This is a genomic window from Novosphingobium marinum (assembly GCF_013408095.1).
GTDB lineage: Bacteria > Pseudomonadota > Alphaproteobacteria > Sphingomonadales > Sphingomonadaceae > Novosphingobium > Novosphingobium marinum.
The window spans coordinates 45,902-66,116 of record NZ_JACBZF010000008.1; the positions used below are offsets into that span (position 1 = coordinate 45,902).

Annotated in this window: 21 protein-coding genes and 1 tRNA gene; 13 read left to right on the top strand and 9 right to left on the bottom strand. The window is 64.4% G+C overall.

All coding sequences use genetic code 11. From position 1 onward, the window contains the following. Window positions 1-84 precede the first annotated feature (84 nt). Complete coding sequence (locus FHS75_RS16005) at window positions 85-2,037, top strand: potassium transporter Kup (protein WP_179408682.1); 1,953 nt, start codon at window positions 85-87, stop codon at window positions 2,035-2,037. Window positions 2,038-2,145: 108 nt separating this feature from the next. Beyond that, window positions 2,146-2,364 (top strand): hypothetical protein, encoded by a 219-nt coding sequence (locus FHS75_RS16010; RefSeq protein WP_218845304.1) that lies wholly within the window; start codon window positions 2,146-2,148, stop codon window positions 2,362-2,364. Between the two features lie 4 nt (window positions 2,365-2,368). Here the strand turns inward: FHS75_RS16010 and FHS75_RS16015 are convergent, their stop codons facing one another. From FHS75_RS16015 to FHS75_RS16040, 6 genes are all read right to left on the bottom strand, one after another. After that, entirely contained in the window at window positions 2,369-3,037 is a 669-nt protein-coding gene (locus FHS75_RS16015; RefSeq protein ID WP_179408683.1) for an inner membrane-spanning protein YciB, read from the bottom strand. After that, window positions 3,037-3,975 carry a signal recognition particle-docking protein FtsY gene (ftsY, locus tag FHS75_RS16020; RefSeq protein ID WP_179408684.1) on the bottom strand — a complete coding sequence of 313 codons (939 nt, stop codon included), beginning with the start codon at window positions 3,973-3,975 and terminating at the stop codon, window positions 3,037-3,039. The genes FHS75_RS16015 and ftsY overlap by 1 nt, the downstream gene beginning before the upstream one ends. Then, entirely contained in the window at window positions 3,972-5,150 is a 1,179-nt protein-coding gene (mtaB, locus tag FHS75_RS16025; protein ID WP_179408685.1) for a tRNA (N(6)-L-threonylcarbamoyladenosine(37)-C(2))-methylthiotransferase MtaB, read from the bottom strand. Before mtaB ends, ftsY begins: the two co-directional genes overlap by 4 nt. Further along, entirely contained in the window at window positions 5,147-5,965 is an 819-nt protein-coding gene (gene dapF / locus FHS75_RS16030; protein ID WP_179408686.1) for a diaminopimelate epimerase, read from the bottom strand. Before dapF ends, mtaB begins: the two co-directional genes overlap by 4 nt. Window positions 5,966-6,029: 64 nt before the next feature. Further along, window positions 6,030-7,715, bottom strand: a complete 1,686-nt coding sequence (locus FHS75_RS16035) for a putative bifunctional diguanylate cyclase/phosphodiesterase (RefSeq protein ID WP_229735694.1) — start codon at window positions 7,713-7,715, stop codon at window positions 6,030-6,032. Window positions 7,716-7,808: 93 nt separating this feature from the next. Continuing rightward, complete coding sequence (locus tag FHS75_RS16040) at window positions 7,809-8,744, bottom strand: isopenicillin N synthase family dioxygenase (protein WP_179408687.1); 936 nt, start codon at window positions 8,742-8,744, stop codon at window positions 7,809-7,811. Between the two features lie 62 nt (window positions 8,745-8,806). On the opposite strand from FHS75_RS16040, the gene FHS75_RS16045 reads away from it, so the two are divergent. From FHS75_RS16045 to FHS75_RS16055, 3 genes are all read left to right on the top strand, one after another. Beyond that, a complete protein-coding gene (locus tag FHS75_RS16045; protein ID WP_179408688.1) occupies window positions 8,807-9,235 on the top strand; it encodes an EVE domain-containing protein in 429 nt (142 codons plus the stop codon). Window positions 9,236-9,340: 105 nt separating this feature from the next. Then, window positions 9,341-9,523 (top strand): CsbD family protein, encoded by a 183-nt coding sequence (locus FHS75_RS16050; protein WP_179408689.1) that lies wholly within the window; start codon window positions 9,341-9,343, stop codon window positions 9,521-9,523. Between the two features lie 171 nt (window positions 9,524-9,694). After that, window positions 9,695-9,916, top strand: coding sequence for a hypothetical protein (locus tag FHS75_RS16055; protein WP_179408690.1), 222 nt, complete (start codon window positions 9,695-9,697; stop codon window positions 9,914-9,916). Between the two features lie 6 nt (window positions 9,917-9,922). Here FHS75_RS16055 and FHS75_RS16060 read toward each other — a convergent pair whose 3' ends face one another. Beyond that, complete coding sequence (locus FHS75_RS16060; RefSeq protein ID WP_179408691.1) at window positions 9,923-11,233, bottom strand: MFS transporter; 1,311 nt, start codon at window positions 11,231-11,233, stop codon at window positions 9,923-9,925. 110 nt (window positions 11,234-11,343) lie between these two features. Here FHS75_RS16060 and pgsA point away from each other — a divergent pair, with 110 nt between their 5' ends. Further along, window positions 11,344-11,937, top strand: coding sequence for a CDP-diacylglycerol--glycerol-3-phosphate 3-phosphatidyltransferase (gene pgsA / locus FHS75_RS16065; protein WP_179408692.1), 594 nt, complete (start codon window positions 11,344-11,346; stop codon window positions 11,935-11,937). A 12-nt stretch (window positions 11,938-11,949) separates the two neighbouring features. Here the strand turns inward: pgsA and FHS75_RS16070 are convergent, their stop codons facing one another. After that, complete coding sequence (locus FHS75_RS16070; protein WP_179408693.1) at window positions 11,950-12,846, bottom strand: hydrogen peroxide-inducible genes activator; 897 nt, start codon at window positions 12,844-12,846, stop codon at window positions 11,950-11,952. A 16-nt stretch (window positions 12,847-12,862) separates the two neighbouring features. Next, window positions 12,863-14,062: a ribonuclease D gene (rnd, locus tag FHS75_RS16075; RefSeq protein WP_179408694.1), complete on the bottom strand. Its 1,200-nt coding sequence runs from the start codon at window positions 14,060-14,062 to the stop codon at window positions 12,863-12,865. A 107-nt stretch (window positions 14,063-14,169) separates the two neighbouring features. Here rnd and aspS point away from each other — a divergent pair, with 107 nt between their 5' ends. The 7 genes from aspS (at window position 14,170) to FHS75_RS16110 (ending at window position 19,984) form a co-directional block, all read left to right on the top strand. Further along, window positions 14,170-15,954, top strand: a complete 1,785-nt coding sequence (gene aspS, locus FHS75_RS16080) for an aspartate--tRNA ligase (protein WP_179408695.1) — start codon at window positions 14,170-14,172, stop codon at window positions 15,952-15,954. 106 nt (window positions 15,955-16,060) lie between these two features. Continuing rightward, window positions 16,061-16,297, top strand: a complete 237-nt coding sequence (locus tag FHS75_RS16085) for an acyl carrier protein (RefSeq protein WP_179408696.1) — start codon at window positions 16,061-16,063, stop codon at window positions 16,295-16,297. A 146-nt stretch (window positions 16,298-16,443) separates the two neighbouring features. Continuing rightward, window positions 16,444-17,709 carry a beta-ketoacyl-ACP synthase II gene (gene fabF, locus FHS75_RS16090; protein ID WP_179408697.1) on the top strand — a complete coding sequence of 422 codons (1,266 nt, stop codon included), beginning with the start codon at window positions 16,444-16,446 and terminating at the stop codon, window positions 17,707-17,709. A 2-nt stretch (window positions 17,710-17,711) separates the two neighbouring features. Then, window positions 17,712-18,680: an endolytic transglycosylase MltG gene (gene mltG, locus FHS75_RS16095; protein ID WP_179408698.1), complete on the top strand. Its 969-nt coding sequence runs from the start codon at window positions 17,712-17,714 to the stop codon at window positions 18,678-18,680. Window positions 18,681-18,735: 55 nt separating this feature from the next. Beyond that, the gene (locus tag FHS75_RS16100; RefSeq protein ID WP_179408699.1) at window positions 18,736-19,278 is read left to right on the top strand and encodes a peroxiredoxin; all 543 of its coding nucleotides are present in this window, start codon (window positions 18,736-18,738) and stop codon (window positions 19,276-19,278) included. After that, entirely contained in the window at window positions 19,275-19,805 is a 531-nt protein-coding gene (locus FHS75_RS16105) for a 2'-5' RNA ligase family protein (RefSeq protein ID WP_229735693.1), read from the top strand. The genes FHS75_RS16100 and FHS75_RS16105 overlap by 4 nt, the downstream gene beginning before the upstream one ends. A gap of 102 nt (window positions 19,806-19,907) precedes the next feature. Then, a tRNA-Met gene (locus FHS75_RS16110) sits at window positions 19,908-19,984 on the top strand. The last annotated feature ends 231 nt before the right edge of the window (window positions 19,985-20,215 follow it).

Genomic DNA, 20,215 nt, shown 5'->3' on the forward strand with positions numbered 1-20,215 from the left:
TTCGTCGCTTGCTGCTAAGCGCCGACGCCCCGCCGGAAAACCTAACCGGAACGGCGCGGCCAGTGCTGCCAACAGGGTCCAGGAATGAGCGAATCGGTTCACGACGGCGTCGGCAACGCGGCCGACTCGCCTGGCCAGCCGGGTGAGGGACCTGCGATGGACGCAGGGCACGGCCATGCCAGGGGCGGCATCGGAAAAATGGCTCTCGGTGCCATCGGCGTCGTCTTCGGCGACATCGGTACCAGCCCGCTCTACGCCATGCGCGATACGTTCGCCGGGCATCATCCGCTCCCGCTCGACCGTCTGCACGTCTACGGCATCGTCAGCCTGATGTTCTGGTCGATGATGATCATCGTGACCGTGAAATATGTCACTGTCCTGATGCGCGCCGACAACAAGGGGGAGGGCGGCAGTCTCGCGCTCCTTGCGCTGATCAACAAGCAGGCGTCCGCTCCGCGAAAGTGGTCTGCCGGCGTCGTGCTGCTCGGCGTTTTCGCGACCGCGCTGTTCTACGGCGACAGCATGATCACGCCCGCGGTTTCCGTCATGGGAGCCATGGAGGGCCTCGCCGTCTACAATCCGGCGCTGGAGGGCCTGGTCGTCCCGCTCGTCGTCGGTATCCTGATCTTCCTGTTCATGATCCAGAGCCGGGGCACGGCGAAGGTCGCGAACTGGTTCGGCCCGATCACGCTGACCTACTTCGTGACGATCTCGATCCTCGGGATATCGAGCATCATGGCGATGCCCGACGTGCTGCTTTCGCTCAGCCCGCACTACGCCGTGCTGATGTTCATCGCAGACCCCTTCAACGGCTTCCTCGCGATGGGCGCGGCGGTGCTCGCGGTTACCGGCGCGGAGGCGCTCTATGCCGACATGGGGCACTTCGGTCGCAACCCGATCCGCGTGTCTTGGCTGGCGGTCGTCCTGCCGGCGCTCGTCATCAACTACCTCGGGCAGGCATCGCTCCTCATGCGCGACGCGCAGGCGCTCGAAAGCCCGTTCTACCTCCTCGCGCCCGACTGGTTCCAGTGGCCGCTGCTCGTGATCGCGTCGGCGGCTGCGATCATCGCGTCGCAGGCCGTGATTTCGGGCGCATTCTCGGTAACGCAGCAGGCGATCCAGCTTGGCTTCATGCCACGCATGACGATCAAGCACACCAGCCTGAAGGCAGGCCAGATCTACATCCCGGCGATCAACTTCGCGCTGATGACCGCGGTCATCATCCTGGTGCTGATGTTCCAGCGCTCCTCGAACCTGACGGCGGCCTACGGGATTGCGGTCACGGGCGCGATGCTGATCGACACGATCCTCCTGGGCGTCGTGCTGCTCAGCCTGTGGAAGTGGGCGAAGTGGATTGCGATCCCGATGCTGATTCTCTTCTTTGCGCTCGATTTCGCCTATCTCGCGGCGAACCTCACCAAGATACCCGACGGCGGCTATGTTCCGCTCCTGATGGGCATAGTGATCTTCACCATGCTCACCACGTGGTCGAAGGGCCGCGCCCTCATGCGCCAGAACATGGCCGAGGGTACGATCCCCATCGAGGTCTTCGCCAAGAGCGCGCATTCGAGCGCGACGCGCGTTCCCGGGACCGCCATCTTCATGTCTGCGAATGCCGCCGGCGTTCCTTCGGCGCTTCTCCACAACATCAAGCACAACAAGGTCCTGCACGAGCGCGTCGTGATCCTGACCATCGACATCCAGGACGTACCGGCGGTCGATCCGAGCGAGAGGTTCGACGTCGTCGACCTTGGCAACGGATTCTACCGCCTGACCCTGCACTACGGCTTCCTCGAGGAAACCGACGTGCCGAGAGCGCTAAAGGAAATAACCGCATGCGGCGGCGAGCAGTTCGAGATGATGAAGACCAGCTTCTTCCTCTCGCGCCAGACGCTGCTTCCCTCGGCCAAGCCGGGCATGGCGATCTGGCGCGAGAAGCTGTTCTCGTGGATGCTCAGAAACGCTGCGAGCGCGATGGAGTTCTTCCGCCTTCCCACGAACCGGGTGGTCGAACTGGGCAGCCAGCTCGAAATCTAGTATCGTGAAGACATGATGTCTGCCGATGATAATCGCACCCGTGGTTCAGCGTATTCCGTCCGTCCTGCGCTGCCCTGGCGTTTCTTGCTCTGGCTTGCGGCGGGCGCTTTGCTGCTGCTTCCCCTGTTTGCCATGCAGTTCACCACGGAGGTGTCTTGGGATGGCCTCGACTTCGCGGTCTTCGGCGGGATGCTGATCTTTGCGGGCGCGGCGGTCGAGTTCGTAGTGTGGGCGGGCGGCAGCCGTCTTGTCCGCTTGTTCGGCGCAGGCGCGGTCGTGATCGCTTTCGTGGCAATCTGGGCGACGCTTGCGATCGACGCGATCTAGCGCGTCACTCCCCGGTCGGCGGCGTGTGCGCGACCGCTTCGTCCTCGGCCTCTTCCCGGCCCATCCCGTGCCGCATCAGCATCGGAATGTGGAGGAAGGTGAAAAGGAACGTGAGCGGCAGGAACACCCAAAGCTTGGCCGCGAGCCATGCCCCGAAATCAAGGTAGAGGACGAGCCCCTCGTTAAGCGCTGCGAGCACGAGGAAGAACAGTCCCCAGTTGCGCGAAAGCTTGAGCCAGCCTTCGTCCGACAGCCCTTCGAACGCGGCTTCGAGCAGGATCCTGAGCAGCGCCTTGCCGCGCAGCCAACCGGCCAGCAGGACCAGCCCGAACAGCACGTAGATCACCGTGGGCTTGGCCTGGATCACGCGCTGGTCGCCCGTCCAGATCGTGATGCCGCCGAAGATCACGATGAGCCCGGTCGAAAGCCACAGCATCGGCGACACGCGGCCCAGCTTCCACTTCGAAACGATCAGCGCCACGATCGCGGCGGCGACGAATGCGCCGGTGCCCTTGATCACGGCAAGCACCTCGGCGAGCGGATTGGCTTCCGCATCGCCGGGCGAGAAGTACTTGTAGACCAGGAAGAAGACCAGCACCGGGCCGTAATCGACCGCGATGTTGAGCCAGCCGGACCTGGGCTTTTCGACTTCGGGTTCCGTCGTGTCGGCCATCATGCGACTCCCGCGATGACGCGCGCGACGAGGTCGGGGTCGAAGGGTCGCAGGTCGTCCATCGTCTCGCCCACGCCGATGGCGTGGATCGGCAACCCGTACTGTTCGGCTGCGGCCACAAGCACACCGCCGCGTGCGGTGCCGTCGAGCTTGGTCATTATCAGCCCGGTCACTCCGGCGACCTCCCTGAAAATCTCGATCTGCGAAAGCGCGTTCTGGCCGTTGGTGGCATCGAGCACCAGCACGACGTCGTGCGGGGCTTCGGGATTGAGGCGGCCGAGCACTTTCCGGATCTTGGCCAGCTCGTCCATCAGCTCGCGCTTGTTCTGCAACCTGCCTGCGGTGTCGACGATCAGCGCATCGGTGCCGCGATCGGTCGCGCTCTTCACCGCGTCGAACACCACGCTGGCCGGATCGCCACCCTCCGGACCCTTGATGATGGGGACGCCGAGCCGGTCGGCCCAGACACCGAGCTGGCCGATCGCGGCGGCGCGGAAGGTGTCGCCTGCCGCCAGCATCACGGCATAGTCCTGCTCCTGGAACAGGTGCGCCAGCTTGGCGATGGTCGTGGTCTTGCCCGACCCGTTGACGCCAATGACGAGGATCACCTGCGGGCGCGGGAAGGCAACGACGTCCAGCGGCTTTGCCACCGGTCGGAGGATCTCGGCGATCTCGCGCGCGACGGCTTCCTTGACGGCAAGTTCGTCGACTCCCCTCTCGAAGCGTTCGCCGGCAAGGCGCTCGCGGATGCGGGCAGCGGCGCGCGGGCCGAGGTCGGAGAGGATCAGCGCGTCTTCGAGGTCGTCGAGTTGCGCATCGTCGAGCCGGGACTTGCCAACGATGCCGGTGAGGTTCTCCGACAGCCGTTCGGATGTCTTGCGAAAGCCTCCGAAGATTCGCTCGCTCCAGTCGCCGGTCGGCGCGGTTTCGTCGGTCATGCGAGCATTCCTTCGACTATCCTCTCGGGCGTTATGGTCACGATCGCTCCCGGCTGCGTTCCGGGCGGGCAGAGCACGGGCGCGAAGTCCTCGGCGTGGCCCGTCCCGTCGGCCTCGGCGAGCACGCGGAGCGATTGCCCGACATTGTATTCCAGCCATTTGGCGCGCTCGCTCGCCACGGCCTCGCGCAATTTGCGCGCGCGCGCCTTTATCGTTGCCGGATCGACCTGCGGCATTCTTGCTGCGGGCGTGCCGGGCCGGGGCGAATAGGGGAAGACATGCCCGTGCACTATGCCGAGTTCGCGTATGATCGAGAGGTTGTTCGCGTGCATCGTCTCGTCCTCGGTCGGGAACCCGGCGATGATGTCGGCGCCGATGGCGATGCCGGGCCGCGCGGCGCGGAGCCGGGCGACGAGCTCGACGGCATCGGCGCGCGAATGGCGGCGTTTCATGCGCTTCAACACCATGTCGTCACCCGACTGCAGCGAGAGATGAAGGTGCGGCATCAGGCGCGGCTCGAACCCGAGGATGTCGAACAGCTCCCGGTCGATCTCGGCGCCGTCGATCGAGGAGAGGCGAAGGCGTTCGAGCGCGGGAAAGGCTTTCAGGATCGCGCCGACCAGCTTGCCGAGGCGCGGCGCGTTTTCGAGGTCGCCACCCCAGCTGGTGAGGTCGACACCGGTCAGCACGATTTCGCGAATGCCGGCATCGGCATGGCGCGCGATGTCTGCGAGCACGTCGGGAACGGCGCGCGACAGGCTCGGGCCTCGCCCCTGCGGGATGACGCAGAAGGTGCAGGCGTGGTCGCAACCGTTCTGCACCTGGACGAAGGCGCGGGTGTACCGCTTGCCGGCGCGCGCGACCGGTGGCGCGGCGGGGACATTCCATGCGCGCGGGTCGAGCTTCGCGCCGTTCGGTACCAGCCCGTCCACTTCTGGCATCGTCGCGAGCATGTCGCGCTCGACTTCGGCGGCGCATCCGGTGACAAGCAGGCGCGCATCGGGATTGGCGCGGCGGGCACGGCGGATCGCCCGGCGGGTCTGGCGCACCGCCTCCGAAGTTACCGCGCAGCTGTTGACGACCACGAGGTCCCCGGCGCCGCGCAGCATGCCGCGCAGTTCCTCGCTCTCCGATATGTTGAGCCGGCAGCCTAGCGAATGGACCGTGACGCTCATGCGGTCGGCGGATAGTCGTCGGTGTCGAAAATGCCGCGAAAGCTTTCGCTGGCCGGCCCGGTCATCAGTATGCGGTCGTCATTGCCCCATGCGATGCGCAGGGTGCCGCCCGGCAGGGTGACGGTCGCCTCCCGGTCGCAAAGGCTCCGGCGCATCGCGGCGACCGCCGTTGCACATGCCCCGGTGCCGCATGCGCGCGTCAGGCCGACGCCGCGTTCCCAGACGTGCAGCCTGATCGCATCGCGCGCATCGACGGTCGCGACATTGACGTTGACCCGCTCGGGAAACAGCGGATCGTGTTCGATCTCGGGGCCGATTGCCGCAAGGTCCACCGCATCGCAGTCGGCGACGAAGAAAACCGCGTGCGGGTTCCCGACGTTGACCGCAACGGGCGCGTCGAGCCCGTCCCAGCCGACCGGCATGGACAGCGTGTCCATCGCGTAGGCGAGGGGGATTTCCTCCCAGGCGAAGCGCGGCTCGCCCATGTCGACCGAAATGCCGTTTTCCACGGGCGATGCGGCGACGATGCCGCCGCCGGTCTCGATGCGCGCCGGGGCTCCGTGGAGCAGTCCGACCGCCCGTGTGGCATTGCCGCAGGCGCCGACCTCGCTGCCGTCTGCATTGAAGATGCGCATGCGAAAATCCGCGACGTTCGACGTTTCGAGCAGGATCAGCTGGTCGCAGCCGATCCCCGTGCGCCGGTCGGCAAGCGCACTCGCGAGGCGCATGTCTATGACGGGCAGGGGCGCATCGCGTCCGTCGAGGACGACGAAATCGTTGCCGAGACCGTGCATCTTGGTGAAGCCGATACGCATGAAGCGCGGCTCTATGCGCTGGCGGGCCGTGCGTCCAGTGGCGCGAGCCCTGTGGTAATCGCGATCAGGCGATGCGCGCGGCGAGTGCCGGCTGGCTCACCTCCGCATCGAGTGTCCTGGCAATCTTTCGCCCGATCTCCCCGCCGCCGAGCAGGTTGCGCTTCGACAGCGTATCGCGCGCCTCGTTGGCGGTCAGCGGCAGCCCGTAGAGGTACCCCTGGCCCTTGATGTCGCCGTACTGGCGGAGCTTGTCGAGCACGTCCGCAGTCTCGATTCCCTCGACGGTGATCGGGAGGCCGAGGCCCTTGCCGAGCATGGCGATGGCGTGGACGATGGCCTCGCTGTCCTTGTTCTCGACGAGGTTGGTGACGAAGCTGCGGTCGATCTTGATCCGGTCGAACGGCAGGTTGCGAAGCTGCGCGAGCGAGCTGTAGCCGGTGCCGAAATCGTCGAGGCTGACGCGTATGCCCTGGTTCTTGAGGCTGGTGATCAGCGAACGGACGATGGCGACATTCTCGTGCAGGCAGCTCTCGGTAATCTCGATCTCGAGGCGCTCGGGCGGGAAGTTTGCCTCGACCAGCAGCCGCAGCAGCTTCTGCGCGAACCACGGATCGCGAAGCTGAAGGGGCGAAATGTTGACCGCCAGCGAAAGCCTCGGATCCCACGCCTTTGCATCGTCGAGGGCGCGGGCGATGACCTGTTCGGACAATTCGCCGATCGCGCCGATCTCCTCGGCGATGGGAATGAAGATTTCCGGGCTGACGACGCCCAGCTTCGGAGAATGCCAGCGCGCCAGCATCTCGAAGCCGGTGAGTTCCCCGGTCTGGAGGTCGATCTGCTGTTCGTAGTAGGGGACGAATTCGCCGCGCGGGATGCCCTTGCGGATGCCCGCCTCGATCTCCGTACGGAAGCGAAGCTCGTCCTCCATAGGCTCTTCGAACCAGTAGAAGCAGTTACGGCCCTGCTTCTTCGCGTGGTACATGGCTATGTCGGCCATGTGCAGCAGCGTCTGCGAGTCCGCCGGCCGGGTTCCGTCCGGCATGCTTCCGGCCTCGCTGCTGGTAAGGCCGAGCGAGGCGGTGACGCGAACCTCGACCCCGTTCACCGTGACCGGCTCGCAGACCGCCTCGACGATTGTCGTGGCGAGATGGTCGATGGACGCGAGGCGGTTCTTCTCGACCGCGACGACGGTGACGAATTCGTCCCCGCCCAGCCGAGCCAGTACGGATCGCTGCGGCAGCACCGACGCAATGCGCTGGGCGCAGTCCTGCAGGATCTGGTCGCCCGCGCTATGGCCGTTGAAATCGTTAATCTGCTTGAAGTTGTCGAGGTCGATCATGATGATCGCCGCGATCTCTCCGCGGGCCTTTGCTTCGGCGATCAGTCCGTCGGCGGCAGGGCCGATGCTGCGACGGTTGAGGCAACCCGTCAGCGGATCTATCTCGGCGAGGTGGCGCGCCTGTTCTTCGGCCTTTCGGCGCTCCTGCACTTCCTGCGTGAGCTGGCGATAGCGACGCCAGCCGAAGATGATCAGCGCGATATTCAGGAGGAGCGCGTTTACGAGGACCTGGTCGGGGCCGAGGCCGACGCCCGAAAGCGACCGGATGACGTCCGGAACCACTGCGCCGCCGGTGCCGACGAACATGATGATCGCGGCAATTGCGATGCCGAGCGCGATTATGTCGCGCTCTGCATCGCCTATCGCCTGCTTGCCGCTGCCCCCCCTTTTCGAGGTATCGTGCGTCTTCACCAAAACGGTGCCCCCCGTCCGTAGAGGACCGGACGATAGGTTTTCGTTCTGAAATTTCCGTTAAATGCCGGGCAACTCCGGAAACTGGCCGGCTCAGGTCTTGAGGCCGATTTCGCGGAGGCGCTCCTGGAGGTAGTCGTCGGCGGTGATCCTGTCGGGATACCTGTCCGGGTTTTCCGCCGTTATGCACTGCGCCAGCGTCTCGAAGCGGAAATCGCTGCGCAGGTGCAGGAAGAACGGCATCGAGTACCGACTGTGCCGCGCGCGCTCTCCGCTCGGATTGCGGACCCGGTGCGTCGTCGACGGAAGCACGTGATTGGTCAGCCGTTGCAGCATGTCGCCGATGTTGACGACAAGCGCGCCTTCAGGCGGCGACACCTCGATCCAGTCGCCGTCGCGTGCAAGGAGCTCAAGACCGGCTTCCTCGGCCCCGAGAAGCAGCGTGATGAGATTGATGTCCTCGTGCGCGCCGGCCCGGATCGAACCGCCTGCGTCTTCCGGGAGCGGCGGGTAGTGCAGCAGGCGCATAACCGAGTTGCCTTCCTCGACCGCAGGCTCGAACCAGTCGGGCGACAGGCCGAGGTCGCTTGCGATGCGCGACAGGAGGATGTTTCCGACGCGGTCGAACTCGGCATAGAGATCGGTGAACGTCTCCCGAAAGCCTGCGGGCCGGTCGGGCCAGATGTTCGGCGGCATCGTCGGTTCGAGCGGGTTGCCGGGTTCGAGGTCGCGCCCGATGTGCCAGAATTCCTTGAGGTCGCGATGCTCGGCGCCCTTGGCGACCTCGGTCATGAAGGGGGTGTACCCGCGTGCGCCGCCCTGTCCTTCGAGGTGATAGCGCCGTTTCTCATCATCGGGCAGGTCGAAGAATTCCCTTGTCAGCTCCCACCCGCGCGCGACGAGTTCGCCGTCGATCCCGTGATCGCGCACCATTGCAAAGCCGAAGGTGCGAAAGCTCTCGCCGATTTCGGAAGAGAAGCGGTCCGGCTCATCGGCAAGGCTGAGGACGGGGAGGGTGTCGAGATCCATGGTGGCGCAGTCCGGTGTCAGGTCTTATGCGGGCACCTCTATCGGCTTTCGAGGAAGGATGCATGGCCAAATCGACCGGGAACAAGAGCTACTGGCTGATGAAGTCGGAACCCGATGTCTATGGTTGGGACGACCTCGTATCCGAAGGCGAAGGGACATGGGACGGCGTGCGCAACCACCGCGCCGCGAACAACCTGCGCGCGATGAAAATGGGCGACGAAGCCTTCTTCTACCATTCCAATGTCGGTCGCGAGATCGTCGGCATCGTGACGATCAGCGAAGCAGGGATCGTCGACCCCACCGATCCCGAGAGCAAGTGGGTGGCAGTGAAGGTGAAGCCGGTGCGAAAGCTCGCGCGGCCCATCACTCTCAAGGAGATCAAGGCCGACAATTCGCTCGCCGATATCGAGCTGGTTCGCCTTTCGCGCCTCTCGGTAGCGGTCATCCGGCCCGAGGAATGGAAGCGGATCATCGAAATGTCGGAAAAGTAAGGCTTTCTGTCGAAAATACACGGAACGATGGCGGCGCTTCGCTCGTTTCCTTCACGTGTAGCGCGAGGAGTGGCTTCGCGCCCCCGATATGAAGGAGCGAACGACATGGGCGAACTCAAGGACAAATCGAAGGGCCTTGCCAACGAAGCGGCAGGCAACGTGAAACAGGCCGCTGGCAAGGCGACCGATGACCGCGAAACCTATGCCGAAGGCAAGGCGCAGGAGCGCGAGGGCGAAGTCCAGCAGGCGAAGGGCAAGGTCAAGGGAGCGATGGGCGACAGTATCTGACGTTCGCCGACAATCGGATATCCGGAAGGGCCGTCCATGTGGCGGCCCTTTCTTGTGGAAAAGGGCCCGAAAGTTCCCGGCTTTGGGCGTGTTTCGGATAGCTTGTCCCGAAACGGGAAGGTCCACGCGCCGGGTCTGTGCAAAAAGTAAAGGATTCCTTAATTCGGGGGCATGACGAGCAAACGCCGCGCCCTGGTCCTTTCGGACGAAACCGCCCGCCATCCCTTCCTGCGCTCGCTCCCGCAGCACGTGCGCCATGGCATCGCCGATCTGCCCGATGACGAGGAGCGGCACGGCGTGCTCTCCAGGATGAAGCTCTCGTCCGGCGACTGCCGCGACTTCCTTGCGACCTATTGCGCCTCGTTCGTCGCGGTCAGCATCTTCATCGGATGAACCACTTCAGGCGGTCGCTGCCGCCTGTTCCTCGGCCAGGAACAGCAATCGTCCGAGCCAGGCCGAGCCGAGGCAGAACGCGGCGACGACGAGCAATTGCTCGATGATTTCCATGCCCGCCGCCGTCAGCGCCATCGCAGTCAGCGAGCCTGCGACCATCGCGCCCGAATTGACGATGTTGTTCGCCGCGATCGTGCGCGCCGTCTGCGACTTGTCCACGAAGGTCGTCAGGAACGCGTAGAGCGGAACCACGAACATGCCGCCCGCGACGGCTATGCCGAGCAGCGTGAGCAGCAGGGGTATCGCCAGCGGCTGCGACACGAACGCGGCCACATCGAGCAATTCGGCGTTTTCGGGCACCGGCCAGGCCCGGCAGACGAAGTGGAAGAGTACGACAAATACCGCCATCGCGATGACGGAGGCGGGCGCGTGGCGCGCCGACACCGTGCCCTTGAGCATCGCGTTTATGGAGATCGAGCCGATGGCGACCCCCACCGAAAACATTACCAGGAACAGGCTCGCGACCTCCTTGCTGGCCGAAAGCGTGTTCTTTGCAAGTGGCGGAAACTGGATGAACAGCACGGCACCGATCGACCAGAAGAAACTGATCGCCATGATCGCGAGGAACACGCGCCGGTCGTGCATCGTGTTGCGCACGAGGTCTATCGACGAGCGCCAGACGTTGTAGTCGATGCGCCCCTCGCTGGCGGGCGGTGCATCGGGAACCTGCCGCCCCGAGACGTAGCCGACGATGGCGATCAGGAAGACCGCGACCGCCGATGCCTCGACCGAGATCCAGCCCGCCAGGATGGTGCCTGCAAGGATGGCGATGTAGGTCCCGGCCTCGACCAGCCCGGTCCCGGCAAGTACCTCGCGCGGCCTAAGGTGCTGGGGCAGGATCGCGTACTTGATCGGTCCGAAAAAGGTCGAATGCACGCCCATCGCGAACAGCGCCAGCAGCATCAGCGGTATCGCCAGCGTGTCGGTCGCGGTTCCCTGCCATGCAAGGAGGAGGCCGGCGCCGCCGACCAGCATGATGAGGATCTCGCAGAATTTCACGACACGGATGATCTTCGCCTTGTCGCGCATGTCGGCAAGCTGCCCGGCAAGCGCGGACAGGACGAAGAACGGTATGATGAATACAGCGGAAGCAAGCGCGCTGAACCCGGCTTCCTCGGCCTCCGAATTGTAGACGCTGTACACGACGAACAGCACCATCGCGTTCTTGTAGAGGTTATCGTTGAAGGCGCCGAGAAGCTGGGTCACGAAGAGCGGCAGGAAGCGCCTGCGCCGAAGCAAATGCGTCGATGTCGTCATGTCCTCGCCGGTGCGGTCCTGTCTCCCGCGCGAGCCTTAGACGTCGCTGCGGCCCCGACAAGTCCGAAAGAAACTTTTTCGCGTGCGCCATCGCGGCTATGGGGCAGGCGATGTTGTCCCTTCCCAATATCCTGACGCTCTCGCGCATCGTCGCGATTCCCGGCCTGGCGGCACTCCTGTGGTGGCCCGGGTGGCACACCGGCTACCTGATCGCCTTCTTCGTCTATTGCCTGATGGGTATCACCGACTACTTCGACGGCTATCTCGCGCGTTCGAGCGGGGCGGTGTCGAAACTCGGCATCTTCCTCGATCCCATTGCCGACAAGATCATGGTCGCGGCAGTGATACTCGTCCTCACGGCGCAGGGCATCCTGCGCGGACCATACGTGGGCGACATGCACGTGATCGCGGGCCTCATCATCCTGATTCGCGAGATCGCGGTTTCGGGGCTGCGCGAATTTCTCGGCGGTCTGCAGGTGTCGATGCCGGTTTCCCGGCTGGCCAAGTGGAAGACGACGTTCCAGCTGATTTCGCTGGGTGCGCTCATCCTCGGCAACGGGTTGCCCGGTTGGAACATGGAAGTCGGCGCGCTGCTCATCAACGTCCCGCATACGGTCGGCCTTGCGACGTTGTGGGGCGCGGCGGTGCTGACGCTGATCACCGGATGGGATTACCTTCGCGTCGGCCTGCGCCACATGGACTGACAAGCCCTGCGCTCAGCCCTTGCGCAATTCGTCGGCGAGTAATCTGAATTCCTCTCCCCGCGGGCTGCCCTTGCGCCAGATCAGCGCGATCTCGCGGTTGGCGTGCGGCGCGTCCAGCGGGCGCGCAACCACGTTCGTGCCGTTCAGTATCCCGGCGTCGATGGCCATTTCGGGCAGCATCGTGACGCCGAGGCCGTTGTCGACCATCTGGACCAGGGTGTGGAGGCTGGTACCGATCATCGTCGCGCTGGCGCGAAGTTCGGGGCGATTGCAGGCGGCGAGCGCATGGTCCTTCAGGCAATGCCCGTCCTCGAGTAGCAGCAGCCGGTTCTCGTCGATGACGGCGGGCGTGACTTCCTCGGGCACGTCGGACGGCAGGTCGTGCGGGAAAGCCACGAAGAAGGCGTCGAGTTCGATCGTTTCCTGTTCCACCTCGCCCGTCTGGTAGGGCAGGGCGAGCAGCACGCAGTCGGCCCGCCCGTGATTGAGCGAATCGATCGCCGCCTGGCTCGGCTCCTCGCGCAGGAACAGCTTCAGCTTGGGCCGCTCGCGACGCAGCCGTGGCAGCATGCGCGGCAGGAGGAACGGCGCGATCGTCGGGATGACGCTCATTCGCATCTCGCCCGACAGCGGTTTGCCGCTCGACTGAACGAGTTCTGACAGTTCCTCCGTTTCACGCAGGATCCGGTGAGCCTTGGCGACGACTGTCTCGCCGAGCGGAGTGAATCGCACCGCGCGCTTGGTGCGCTCTACCAAAGTGACGCCGAGCAGCGCCTCGAGGTCGCGCAGCCCCGCCGAAAGCGTCGACTGCGACACGAAGGAGGCTTCCGCCGCGCGCCCGAAATGTCCGTGTTCGTGCAGCGCGACCAGATACTGAAGCTGCTTCAGTGTCGGGTGGTAGACGGTCAAGGGCGCGTTGCCTCGCTCAGCGGCCGTTCTCGGCCAGGGTTTCGGGCATGTCGTCTACGTGCGTCATCTTCAGCTTTCCGCCCGCGACGGCGAAGGCGAGTTTGCCTTCGACGAGTTCGACGGCGTCCCGCCCGAACTGCTCGAACCGCCATCCTTCTAGAAGCGGCAGGTTCTTGCGGATACCGGAGGCGAGCGCCTCCAGGTCGTCGCTGCGCGCCAGCAGCCGGGCGGCCACGTCGATCTCTCGCGCGCGGATCTTGAGCAGCAGCTTGAGCAGGTCGGCAACAAGCGCGCCTTCCTTGCCGAGCGGTGCGCCGCGCGGCGCGCGCTGCGGCATCTCGTCGTCGGGAAGGGGCTTCGCGTTCTCGAGCGTGGACATGAGCCGCTTGCCGATCTCGTTGTCCTTCCAGCCGGCGGAAAGCCCGCGGACCTTGGCGAGGTCGGCCTGCTTCTTCGGCGGGTGGCTGGCGATGTCGGCCAAGGTCTCGTCGCGCGCGATGCGACCTCGCGGAATGTTCTTGTCCTGCGCCTCGCGCTCGCGCCAGTCGGCCAGCGCCTTAAGCCTGCCGAGCACGACCGGATTGCGGCCCGGCGCCTTGATCCGCTTCCAGGCCTCGGACGGATCATTGCCGTAGTTGTCCGGATCGGCGAGCTTCTCCATTTCGACATTGAGCCACTCGCCGCGCCCGGTCTTGATCAGCTTCTTGAGGATCCGGGGGAATATCTTCGACAGGTGGGTCACGTCGCCGATGGCGTATTCGATCTGCCGTTCGGTTAGCGGCCTCCGGCTCCAGTCGGTAAAGCGCGCGCCCTTGTCGATGGTCAGGCCCAGCCAGCTTTCGACGAGGTTGGAATAGCCGATCTGTTCGGACTGGCTGACCGCCATCATCGCGATCTGCGTGTCAAAGATCGGATGCGGGGTGCGTCCGGTGAAGTTGTAAACGATCTCCACGTCCTGACCGCCCGCGTGGAAGACCTTGAGGACCTCCTCGTTGTCGGTCAGCAGGTCGAAAAGCGGTTTCAGGTCGATACCCTTGGCCAGCGGATCAATAGCCGCGGCTTCCTCGGTATTGGCGATCTGCACCAAGCACAGTTCGGGCCAGTACGTGTTCTCGCGCATGAATTCGGTGTCGACGGCAACGAATTCGGATTTCGCGAGCCGCGCGCACAGGTCTGCCAGCGCGGCGCTTTCGGTAATCAACGGATGTATCTTCATCGTTCTTTCTGTATGGGCCCGTGCGAGCCCCCGGCTTGACAAATCAGCGGCCATCGCCTGTTAGCCGCGGCTTCCCTAGACCCAACGACGGCCCATTGGAAAGACAGATGCACCCCTTTCGCACACATAATTGCGGCGCTTTGACGGCAAAGGACGTCGGAGAGACCGTTCGACTGTCCGGCTGGGTCCACCGGAAGCGCGATCACGGCGGCGTCCTGTTCGTCGACCTTCGCGATCACTACGGCATCACCCAGATCGTCGCGGACGAGGACAGTCCCGCTCTCGAACTGCTCGATTCGCTGCGCGTCGAAAGCGTCGTGACCATCGACGGCGAAGTGAAGGCGCGCGACGCCGCGACCGTCAATCCGAACCTCCCGACCGGCGAGATCGAGGTCTTTGCGCGTTCGGCCAATGTCCAGTCGAAGGCCGACGAACTGCCCATGCCGGTTGCCGGCGAGCAGGAATATCCCGAGGACATCCGCCTCAAGTACCGCTTCCTCGACCTGCGACGCGAGAGCGTGCATGCCAACATGATGCTGCGCAGCAGCGTCATCGCCTCGCTTCGCCGGCGGATGAACGACCAGGGGTTCACCGAGATCCAGACCCCGATCCTGACCGCGTCGAGCCCCGAGGGTGCGCGCGACTACCTCGTGCCCAGCCGCGTCCATCCGGGCAAATTCTACGCGCTCCCCCAGGCGCCGCAGATGTTCAAGCAGCTGCTGATGGTGGCGGGCTTCGACCGCTACTTCCAGATCGCGCCGTGCTTCCGCGACGAGGATGCCCGGGCCGACCGTTCGCCCGGCGAATTCTACCAGCTCGACTTCGAGATGAGCTTTGTCACGCAGGACGACGTGTTCGACGCCATCGAACCGGTGCTCGCAGGCGTGTTCGAGGAATTCGCCAAGGGCAAGACGGTGACGCCCGCGGGCGAATTTCCGCGCATCCCGTTCGCCGAGGCGATGCTGAAGTACGGCTCCGACAAGCCCGACCTGCGCAACCCGATCGTCATCCGCGACGTCACCGACGAATTTCGCCAGTCGGGCTTCGGCCTGTTCGAGAAGATCGTGGGCGGCGGCGGCGTTGTGCGCGCGATCCCCGCGCCGAACACGGCGGACAAGAGCCGCAAGTTCTTCGACGACATGAACGAGTGGGCGCGATCCGAAGGCCACGCGGGCCTCGGCTACGTAACCCGCAAGGGCGGCGAGTTTGGCGGCCCGATCGCCAAGAACCACGGCCCGGAAAAGATGGCCGCGCTCTACGATGCGCTCGGCCTCGGCCCCGACGACGGCATGTTCTTCGCCGCCGGCAAGGAGCTTCAGGCAGCCAAGCTGGCGGGCGCTGCCCGTACGCGCGTTGCCGAACAGCTCGACCTGATCGAGCAAGGTTGCTTCAGGTTCTGCTGGATCGTCGATTTCCCGATGTTCGAGTACGACGAGGACCTCAAGAAAATCGACTTCAGCCACAACCCGTTCTCGATGCCGCAGGGCGAGATGGAAGCGCTGGAATCGCAGGATCCGCTCAAGATCAAGGCGTGGCAGTACGACATCGTGTGCAATGGCGTGGAACTCAGCTCGGGCGCGATCCGGAACCACCGGCCCGACATCATGTACAAGGCCTTCGAGATCGCCGGATACAGCAAGGAAGAGGTCGACGAGAACTTCTCGGGCATGATCAACGCCTTCAAGTACGGCGCGCCGCCGCACGGCGGATCGGCTCCCGGCGTCGATCGCATCGTGATGCTTCTGGCGGACGAGCCGAACATTCGTGAGGTCGTCGTCTTCCCGATGAACCAGAAAGCCGAGGACCTGATGATGGGCGCGCCCTCGCAAGTGAGCGCCAAGCAGCTACGCGAGCTTCAGATTCGTATCGTCGAGCCACCCAAGAGCCAGTAAAAAGGCGCTAATCGGCGCAAGTTCGACGCTCGGACTTGCCAGCGCCGCTTGCGGTCATTAGGGCGGCAGGCGATATTCCATCCTCCGTTTCAGAAGGGGCATTTTCATGAGCGACACCGCCGAGCGCGTCAAAAAAATCGTCGTCGAACACCTGGGCGTGGAAGCCGACAAGGTTACCGAGGATGCCAGCTTCATCGACGATCTGGGTGCCGACAGCCTCGACATCGTCGAGCTGGTCATGGCGTTCGAGGAAGAGTTCGGCGTCGAGATTCCCGACGATGCTGCCGAGAAGATCAGCACCGTCGCCGACGCGATCAAGTACATCGAAGAAAACAAGGGCTGACCTGACTGCCCATATCTTCCCGTCCGCCCCGAGCAAGTCGAGGGGCGGTTCTTCCCCGAAGGGGGCAGGGACGGGGCTTCGACAGGCTCAGCCCGCCACGGGTTGGGCCTTTCGTGCTTCAACGGGCCGGGAATCTGGAGAATAGCATGCGTCGTGTGGTCGTAACCGGTATGGGTCTCGTCACCCCGCTTGGCGGCGATGTCGAGACGACCTGGAGCAACATCCTTGCAGGCAGGTCCGGCGCCGCGCCCATCACGCGCTTCGATGCCTCGGAGCACAAGTGCCGCATCGCGTGCGAGGTGAAGCCCGCAGATCACGAATTCGGTTTCGATGCGAGCAAGCGCGTCGATCACAAGATCCAGCGCCAGGTCGATCCCTTCATCGTCTACGGCATCGATGCCGCGGGACAGGCGCTCGAGCATGCCGGGCTTACCGAAATGAGCGAGGCCGAGAGGCTCCGCGCCGGTTGCTCTATCGGTGCAGGCATCGGCGGACTCCCCGGCATAGAGAGCGAATCGCTCGTCCTTGCCAACAAGGGACCGGGCCGCGTCTCGCCGCATTTCGTTCACGGACGCCTTATCAACCTCGTTTCCGGTCAGGTATCGATCAAGTACGGCCTGATGGGGCCGAACCACGCGGTCGTCACCGCCTGTTCGACCGGCGCGCACTCGATCGGCGATGCTGCCCGCATGATCAAGGACGACGATGCCGACGTGATGCTGGCAGGCGGTGCCGAAAGCACGATCTGCCCCATCGGCATCGCCGGTTTCGCGCAGGCACGCGCGCTGTCCACCGCATTCAACGACGAGCCGCAGCGTGCAAGCCGACCCTACGACAAGGCGCGCGACGGCTTCGTCATGGGCGAGGGCGCGGGCGTTGTCGTGCTCGAGGAGTACGAGCGGGCCAAGGCGCGCGGCGCGACGATCTATGCCGAGGTCATCGGCTACGGCCTTTCGGGCGATGCCTACCACGTCACCGCGCCGCACCCCGAAGGCTCGGGCGCGTTCCGCTCGATGGAGATGGCGCTGCGCAAATCCGGCCTTTCCCCGGCCGACATCGATTACATCAACGCCCACGGTACTTCGACACCGCTAGGCGACGAGCTCGAACTCGGCGCAGTCCGCCGCCTGTTCGGCGATGCGATCTCGGGCGTGTCGATGAGTTCGACCAAGTCCGCCATCGGCCACCTACTCGGCGGGGCGGGCGCCGTCGAATCGATCTTCTGCATCCTGGCGATGCGTGACCAGATCGTGCCTCCCACGCTCAATCTCGACGATCCCAGCGACGGCTGCGAGGGTGTCGATCTCGTGCCGCACAAGGCCAAGAAGCGCGAGGTGCGCGCCGTGCTCAACAACTCGTTCGGCTTCGGCGGTACCAACGCCAGCCTCATCATGCGCAAGCCGGAAGACTGACGATGCGGCGCGGCTGCGCGCTGGCCGCGCTGGTCGCGGTCGCGATCCTTGCCGGCGCATGGTTCGTCCTTGGCGGCTGGTTCGGTTCAGGCCCGCTCGAGGAAGAGACGGCGTTCGTCGTGCCGAGCGGGGCAAGTCTCTCGTCGGTGGCCGGCAAGCTGGAGGACGAAGGGGCGATCGCGTCCGCTCGAACCTTCTCGCTGCGCGCCCGCATCTTCGGTGGCGGCGCGCCCATCAAGGCGGGCGAGTTCCTCCTTCCGGCAGGGGCCAGCCCCTCGCAGATACTCTCGATCATCCAGAGCGATGAGATCGTGCAGCGCTTCGTCACCGTGCCCGAGGGAATGCCCTCGATCATGGTGCACGAACGCCTGATGGCACAGCCGCTGCTGACGGGCGATGTGCCGGTGCCGGAGGAAGGCTCCGTCCTGCCGGACAGCTACGCCTTCGAACGCGGCGAACCGCGCGAGGCGGTGCTTCGCCGCATGCAGGCCGCGATGAGTCGCACGGTGCAGGAATTGTGGGCCGCGCGCGCGAAGAACATCGCCGTGTCGACGCCCGACGAGGCGGTGACGCTCGCCTCGATCGTCGAGAAGGAAACCGCGGTACCGTCCGAGCGTCGCATGGTCGCGGGGCTCTATTCCAACCGGGTGAAGAAGGGCATGATGCTGCAGGCTGACCCGACGATCATCTATCCGATCACCAGGGGAAAGCCGCTCGGGCGTCGCATAAGGCAGTCCGAAATCCAGGCTGTTAACGACTACAACACGTACTCGATGGTCGGCCTTCCCAAAGGGCCGATCACCAATCCGGGGCGCGAGTCGATCGCCGCCGTTCTGAATCCCGAGAAGACCGAGGCGCTTTACATGGTCGCCGACGGGAAAGGCGGGCACGTCTTCGCCAGCACGCTCGCCGAGCACAACGAGAACGTCGCCAAGTGGTTCGCCATCCGCCGTGCGCGCGGGGAGATGTAGCCTCCGGAAACAGGTTTCGCCCATGCGCGTTGCATGGCAAACGAAGGAGGCGACCATGCGCAAGCACATACCCGACGTAACCCTGAAAACCCGCGTTCGCGACGAAAGCATTGGCGGATCGAATCCCTTCAGGTGGCAGGACCTGAACGTCAGGGACGAATTCGCCGGCAGGCGCGTCGTCGTCTTCTCGCTTCCCGGCGCCTTCACGCCGACTTGCTCGAACGAGCAGTGCCCGAACTTCGACCGGCTCTACGACGAATTCCGCGAGCTCGGCATCGAGGAGGTCTATTGCGTATCGGTCAACGACGCCTTCGTCATGTACCAGTGGGGCAAGCATCTCGGCCTGAAGAACGTGAAGCTGCTGCCCGACGGTTCAGGGGACTTCACACGGCGGATGGGCATGCTCATCAAGAAGGACCACCTCGGCTTCGGCGAGCGCAGCTGGCGTTATGCGATGGTCGTCGACGACAACGAGGTCGTCGAATGGTTCGAGGAGCCGGGCATCAACGATGTCGGCGCCGACGAGGATCCGTACGGTGCGACCGCGCCCGAACAACTGCTCGCGCGGCTTCAGGAAAAGGAGGCACAGGACGCGTGAGTCCGCCCCCCGGCACTGCGGACGGCAAGCCCCTGCTCGTCACCGCGGAAATGCCGAAGGACATACTGGCTTGGGCCGATGGCTTGCGGCGTGCGCATTTCCCGCCAGAGCGCAACCGGCTGCGCGCGCATGTCACGCTATTTCACGCGCTGCCGCCATCCTCCGAAGGGGAGGTGCGGCGCACTCTTGCCGAGCTTTCGAAAGAGGCCGAGCCGCCGCCCGCGCGGATCGACAGCCTGATGAACCTCGGGCGCGGGACGGCGCTGGCGGTGCACTGTCCCGACGTCGTCGCTCTCCATTCCGAAATGCAGGATCGCTTTCACGGTCTGATGACGCCGCAGGATTCGCAAAAGCTGCGGCTGCACATCACGATCCAGAACAAGGTGACAGGCGACGAGGCGAAGGCGCTGCAGGCGCAACTCGGGCCGAGCCTAGAGCCCGTCGAGTTCCGTTTCCACGGTCTGGGCCTCTACGCTTACGAGGACGGCCTTTGGCGCTTCATGCGCGAGTACCCGTTTCGCGGCTGAGCGCCTCCTACCGCGCGGCGTCGATGGGGAGTTGACCCCGCCCGGAACCCGCCGTAATAGCGCCGCCTGCACCCGGGCCTCTTCCCCGGAGCGGCCTTTCGGGGCGGAGTAGCTCAGCAGGTTAGAGCAGCGGAATCATAATCCGCGTGTCGGGGGTTCGAGTCCCTCCTCCGCTACCAACTTTTGAGGACCCAGCCCTCCACATCTGGCTGGCGGTGTCATCCGGCGAGAGCTAAAATCACCCCGCCAATTCCGATTACGAGTCCAACAGGGCCAATCCACCATTGGTTTCGGTTCCATTTTTGTAGAGCATGCCTGAGCTTCCCCCTTCTGGGTGGTCCAGATTCTGTTTTAGGATTTGGACTGAAGGAGGAATGGAATGGCACGGAAGCACAAGCCGGAAGAGATTA

Coding starts and splice junctions, on each gene's coding strand:
- FHS75_RS16005 (WP_179408682.1), top strand. CDS start 85: ATGAGCGAATCGGTTCACGACGGCGTCGGCAACGCGGCCGACTCGCCT.
- FHS75_RS16015 (WP_179408683.1), bottom strand. CDS start 3,037: ATGGCCGACACGACGGAACCCGAAGTCGAAAAGCCCAGGTCCGGCTGG.
- ftsY (WP_179408684.1), bottom strand. CDS start 3,975: ATGACCGACGAAACCGCGCCGACCGGCGACTGGAGCGAGCGAATCTTC.
- mtaB (WP_179408685.1), bottom strand. CDS start 5,150: ATGAGCGTCACGGTCCATTCGCTAGGCTGCCGGCTCAACATATCGGAG.
- dapF (WP_179408686.1), bottom strand. CDS start 5,965: ATGCGTATCGGCTTCACCAAGATGCACGGTCTCGGCAACGATTTCGTC.
- FHS75_RS16040 (WP_179408687.1), bottom strand. CDS start 8,744: ATGGATCTCGACACCCTCCCCGTCCTCAGCCTTGCCGATGAGCCGGAC.
- FHS75_RS16045 (WP_179408688.1), top strand. CDS start 8,807: ATGGCCAAATCGACCGGGAACAAGAGCTACTGGCTGATGAAGTCGGAA.
- FHS75_RS16050 (WP_179408689.1), top strand. CDS start 9,341: ATGGGCGAACTCAAGGACAAATCGAAGGGCCTTGCCAACGAAGCGGCA.
- FHS75_RS16055 (WP_179408690.1), top strand. CDS start 9,695: ATGACGAGCAAACGCCGCGCCCTGGTCCTTTCGGACGAAACCGCCCGC.
- FHS75_RS16060 (WP_179408691.1), bottom strand. CDS start 11,233: ATGACGACATCGACGCATTTGCTTCGGCGCAGGCGCTTCCTGCCGCTC.
- pgsA (WP_179408692.1), top strand. CDS start 11,344: ATGTTGTCCCTTCCCAATATCCTGACGCTCTCGCGCATCGTCGCGATT.
- rnd (WP_179408694.1), bottom strand. CDS start 14,062: ATGAAGATACATCCGTTGATTACCGAAAGCGCCGCGCTGGCAGACCTG.
- aspS (WP_179408695.1), top strand. CDS start 14,170: ATGCACCCCTTTCGCACACATAATTGCGGCGCTTTGACGGCAAAGGAC.
- FHS75_RS16085 (WP_179408696.1), top strand. CDS start 16,061: ATGAGCGACACCGCCGAGCGCGTCAAAAAAATCGTCGTCGAACACCTG.
- fabF (WP_179408697.1), top strand. CDS start 16,444: ATGCGTCGTGTGGTCGTAACCGGTATGGGTCTCGTCACCCCGCTTGGC.
- mltG (WP_179408698.1), top strand. CDS start 17,712: ATGCGGCGCGGCTGCGCGCTGGCCGCGCTGGTCGCGGTCGCGATCCTT.
- FHS75_RS16100 (WP_179408699.1), top strand. CDS start 18,736: ATGCGCAAGCACATACCCGACGTAACCCTGAAAACCCGCGTTCGCGAC.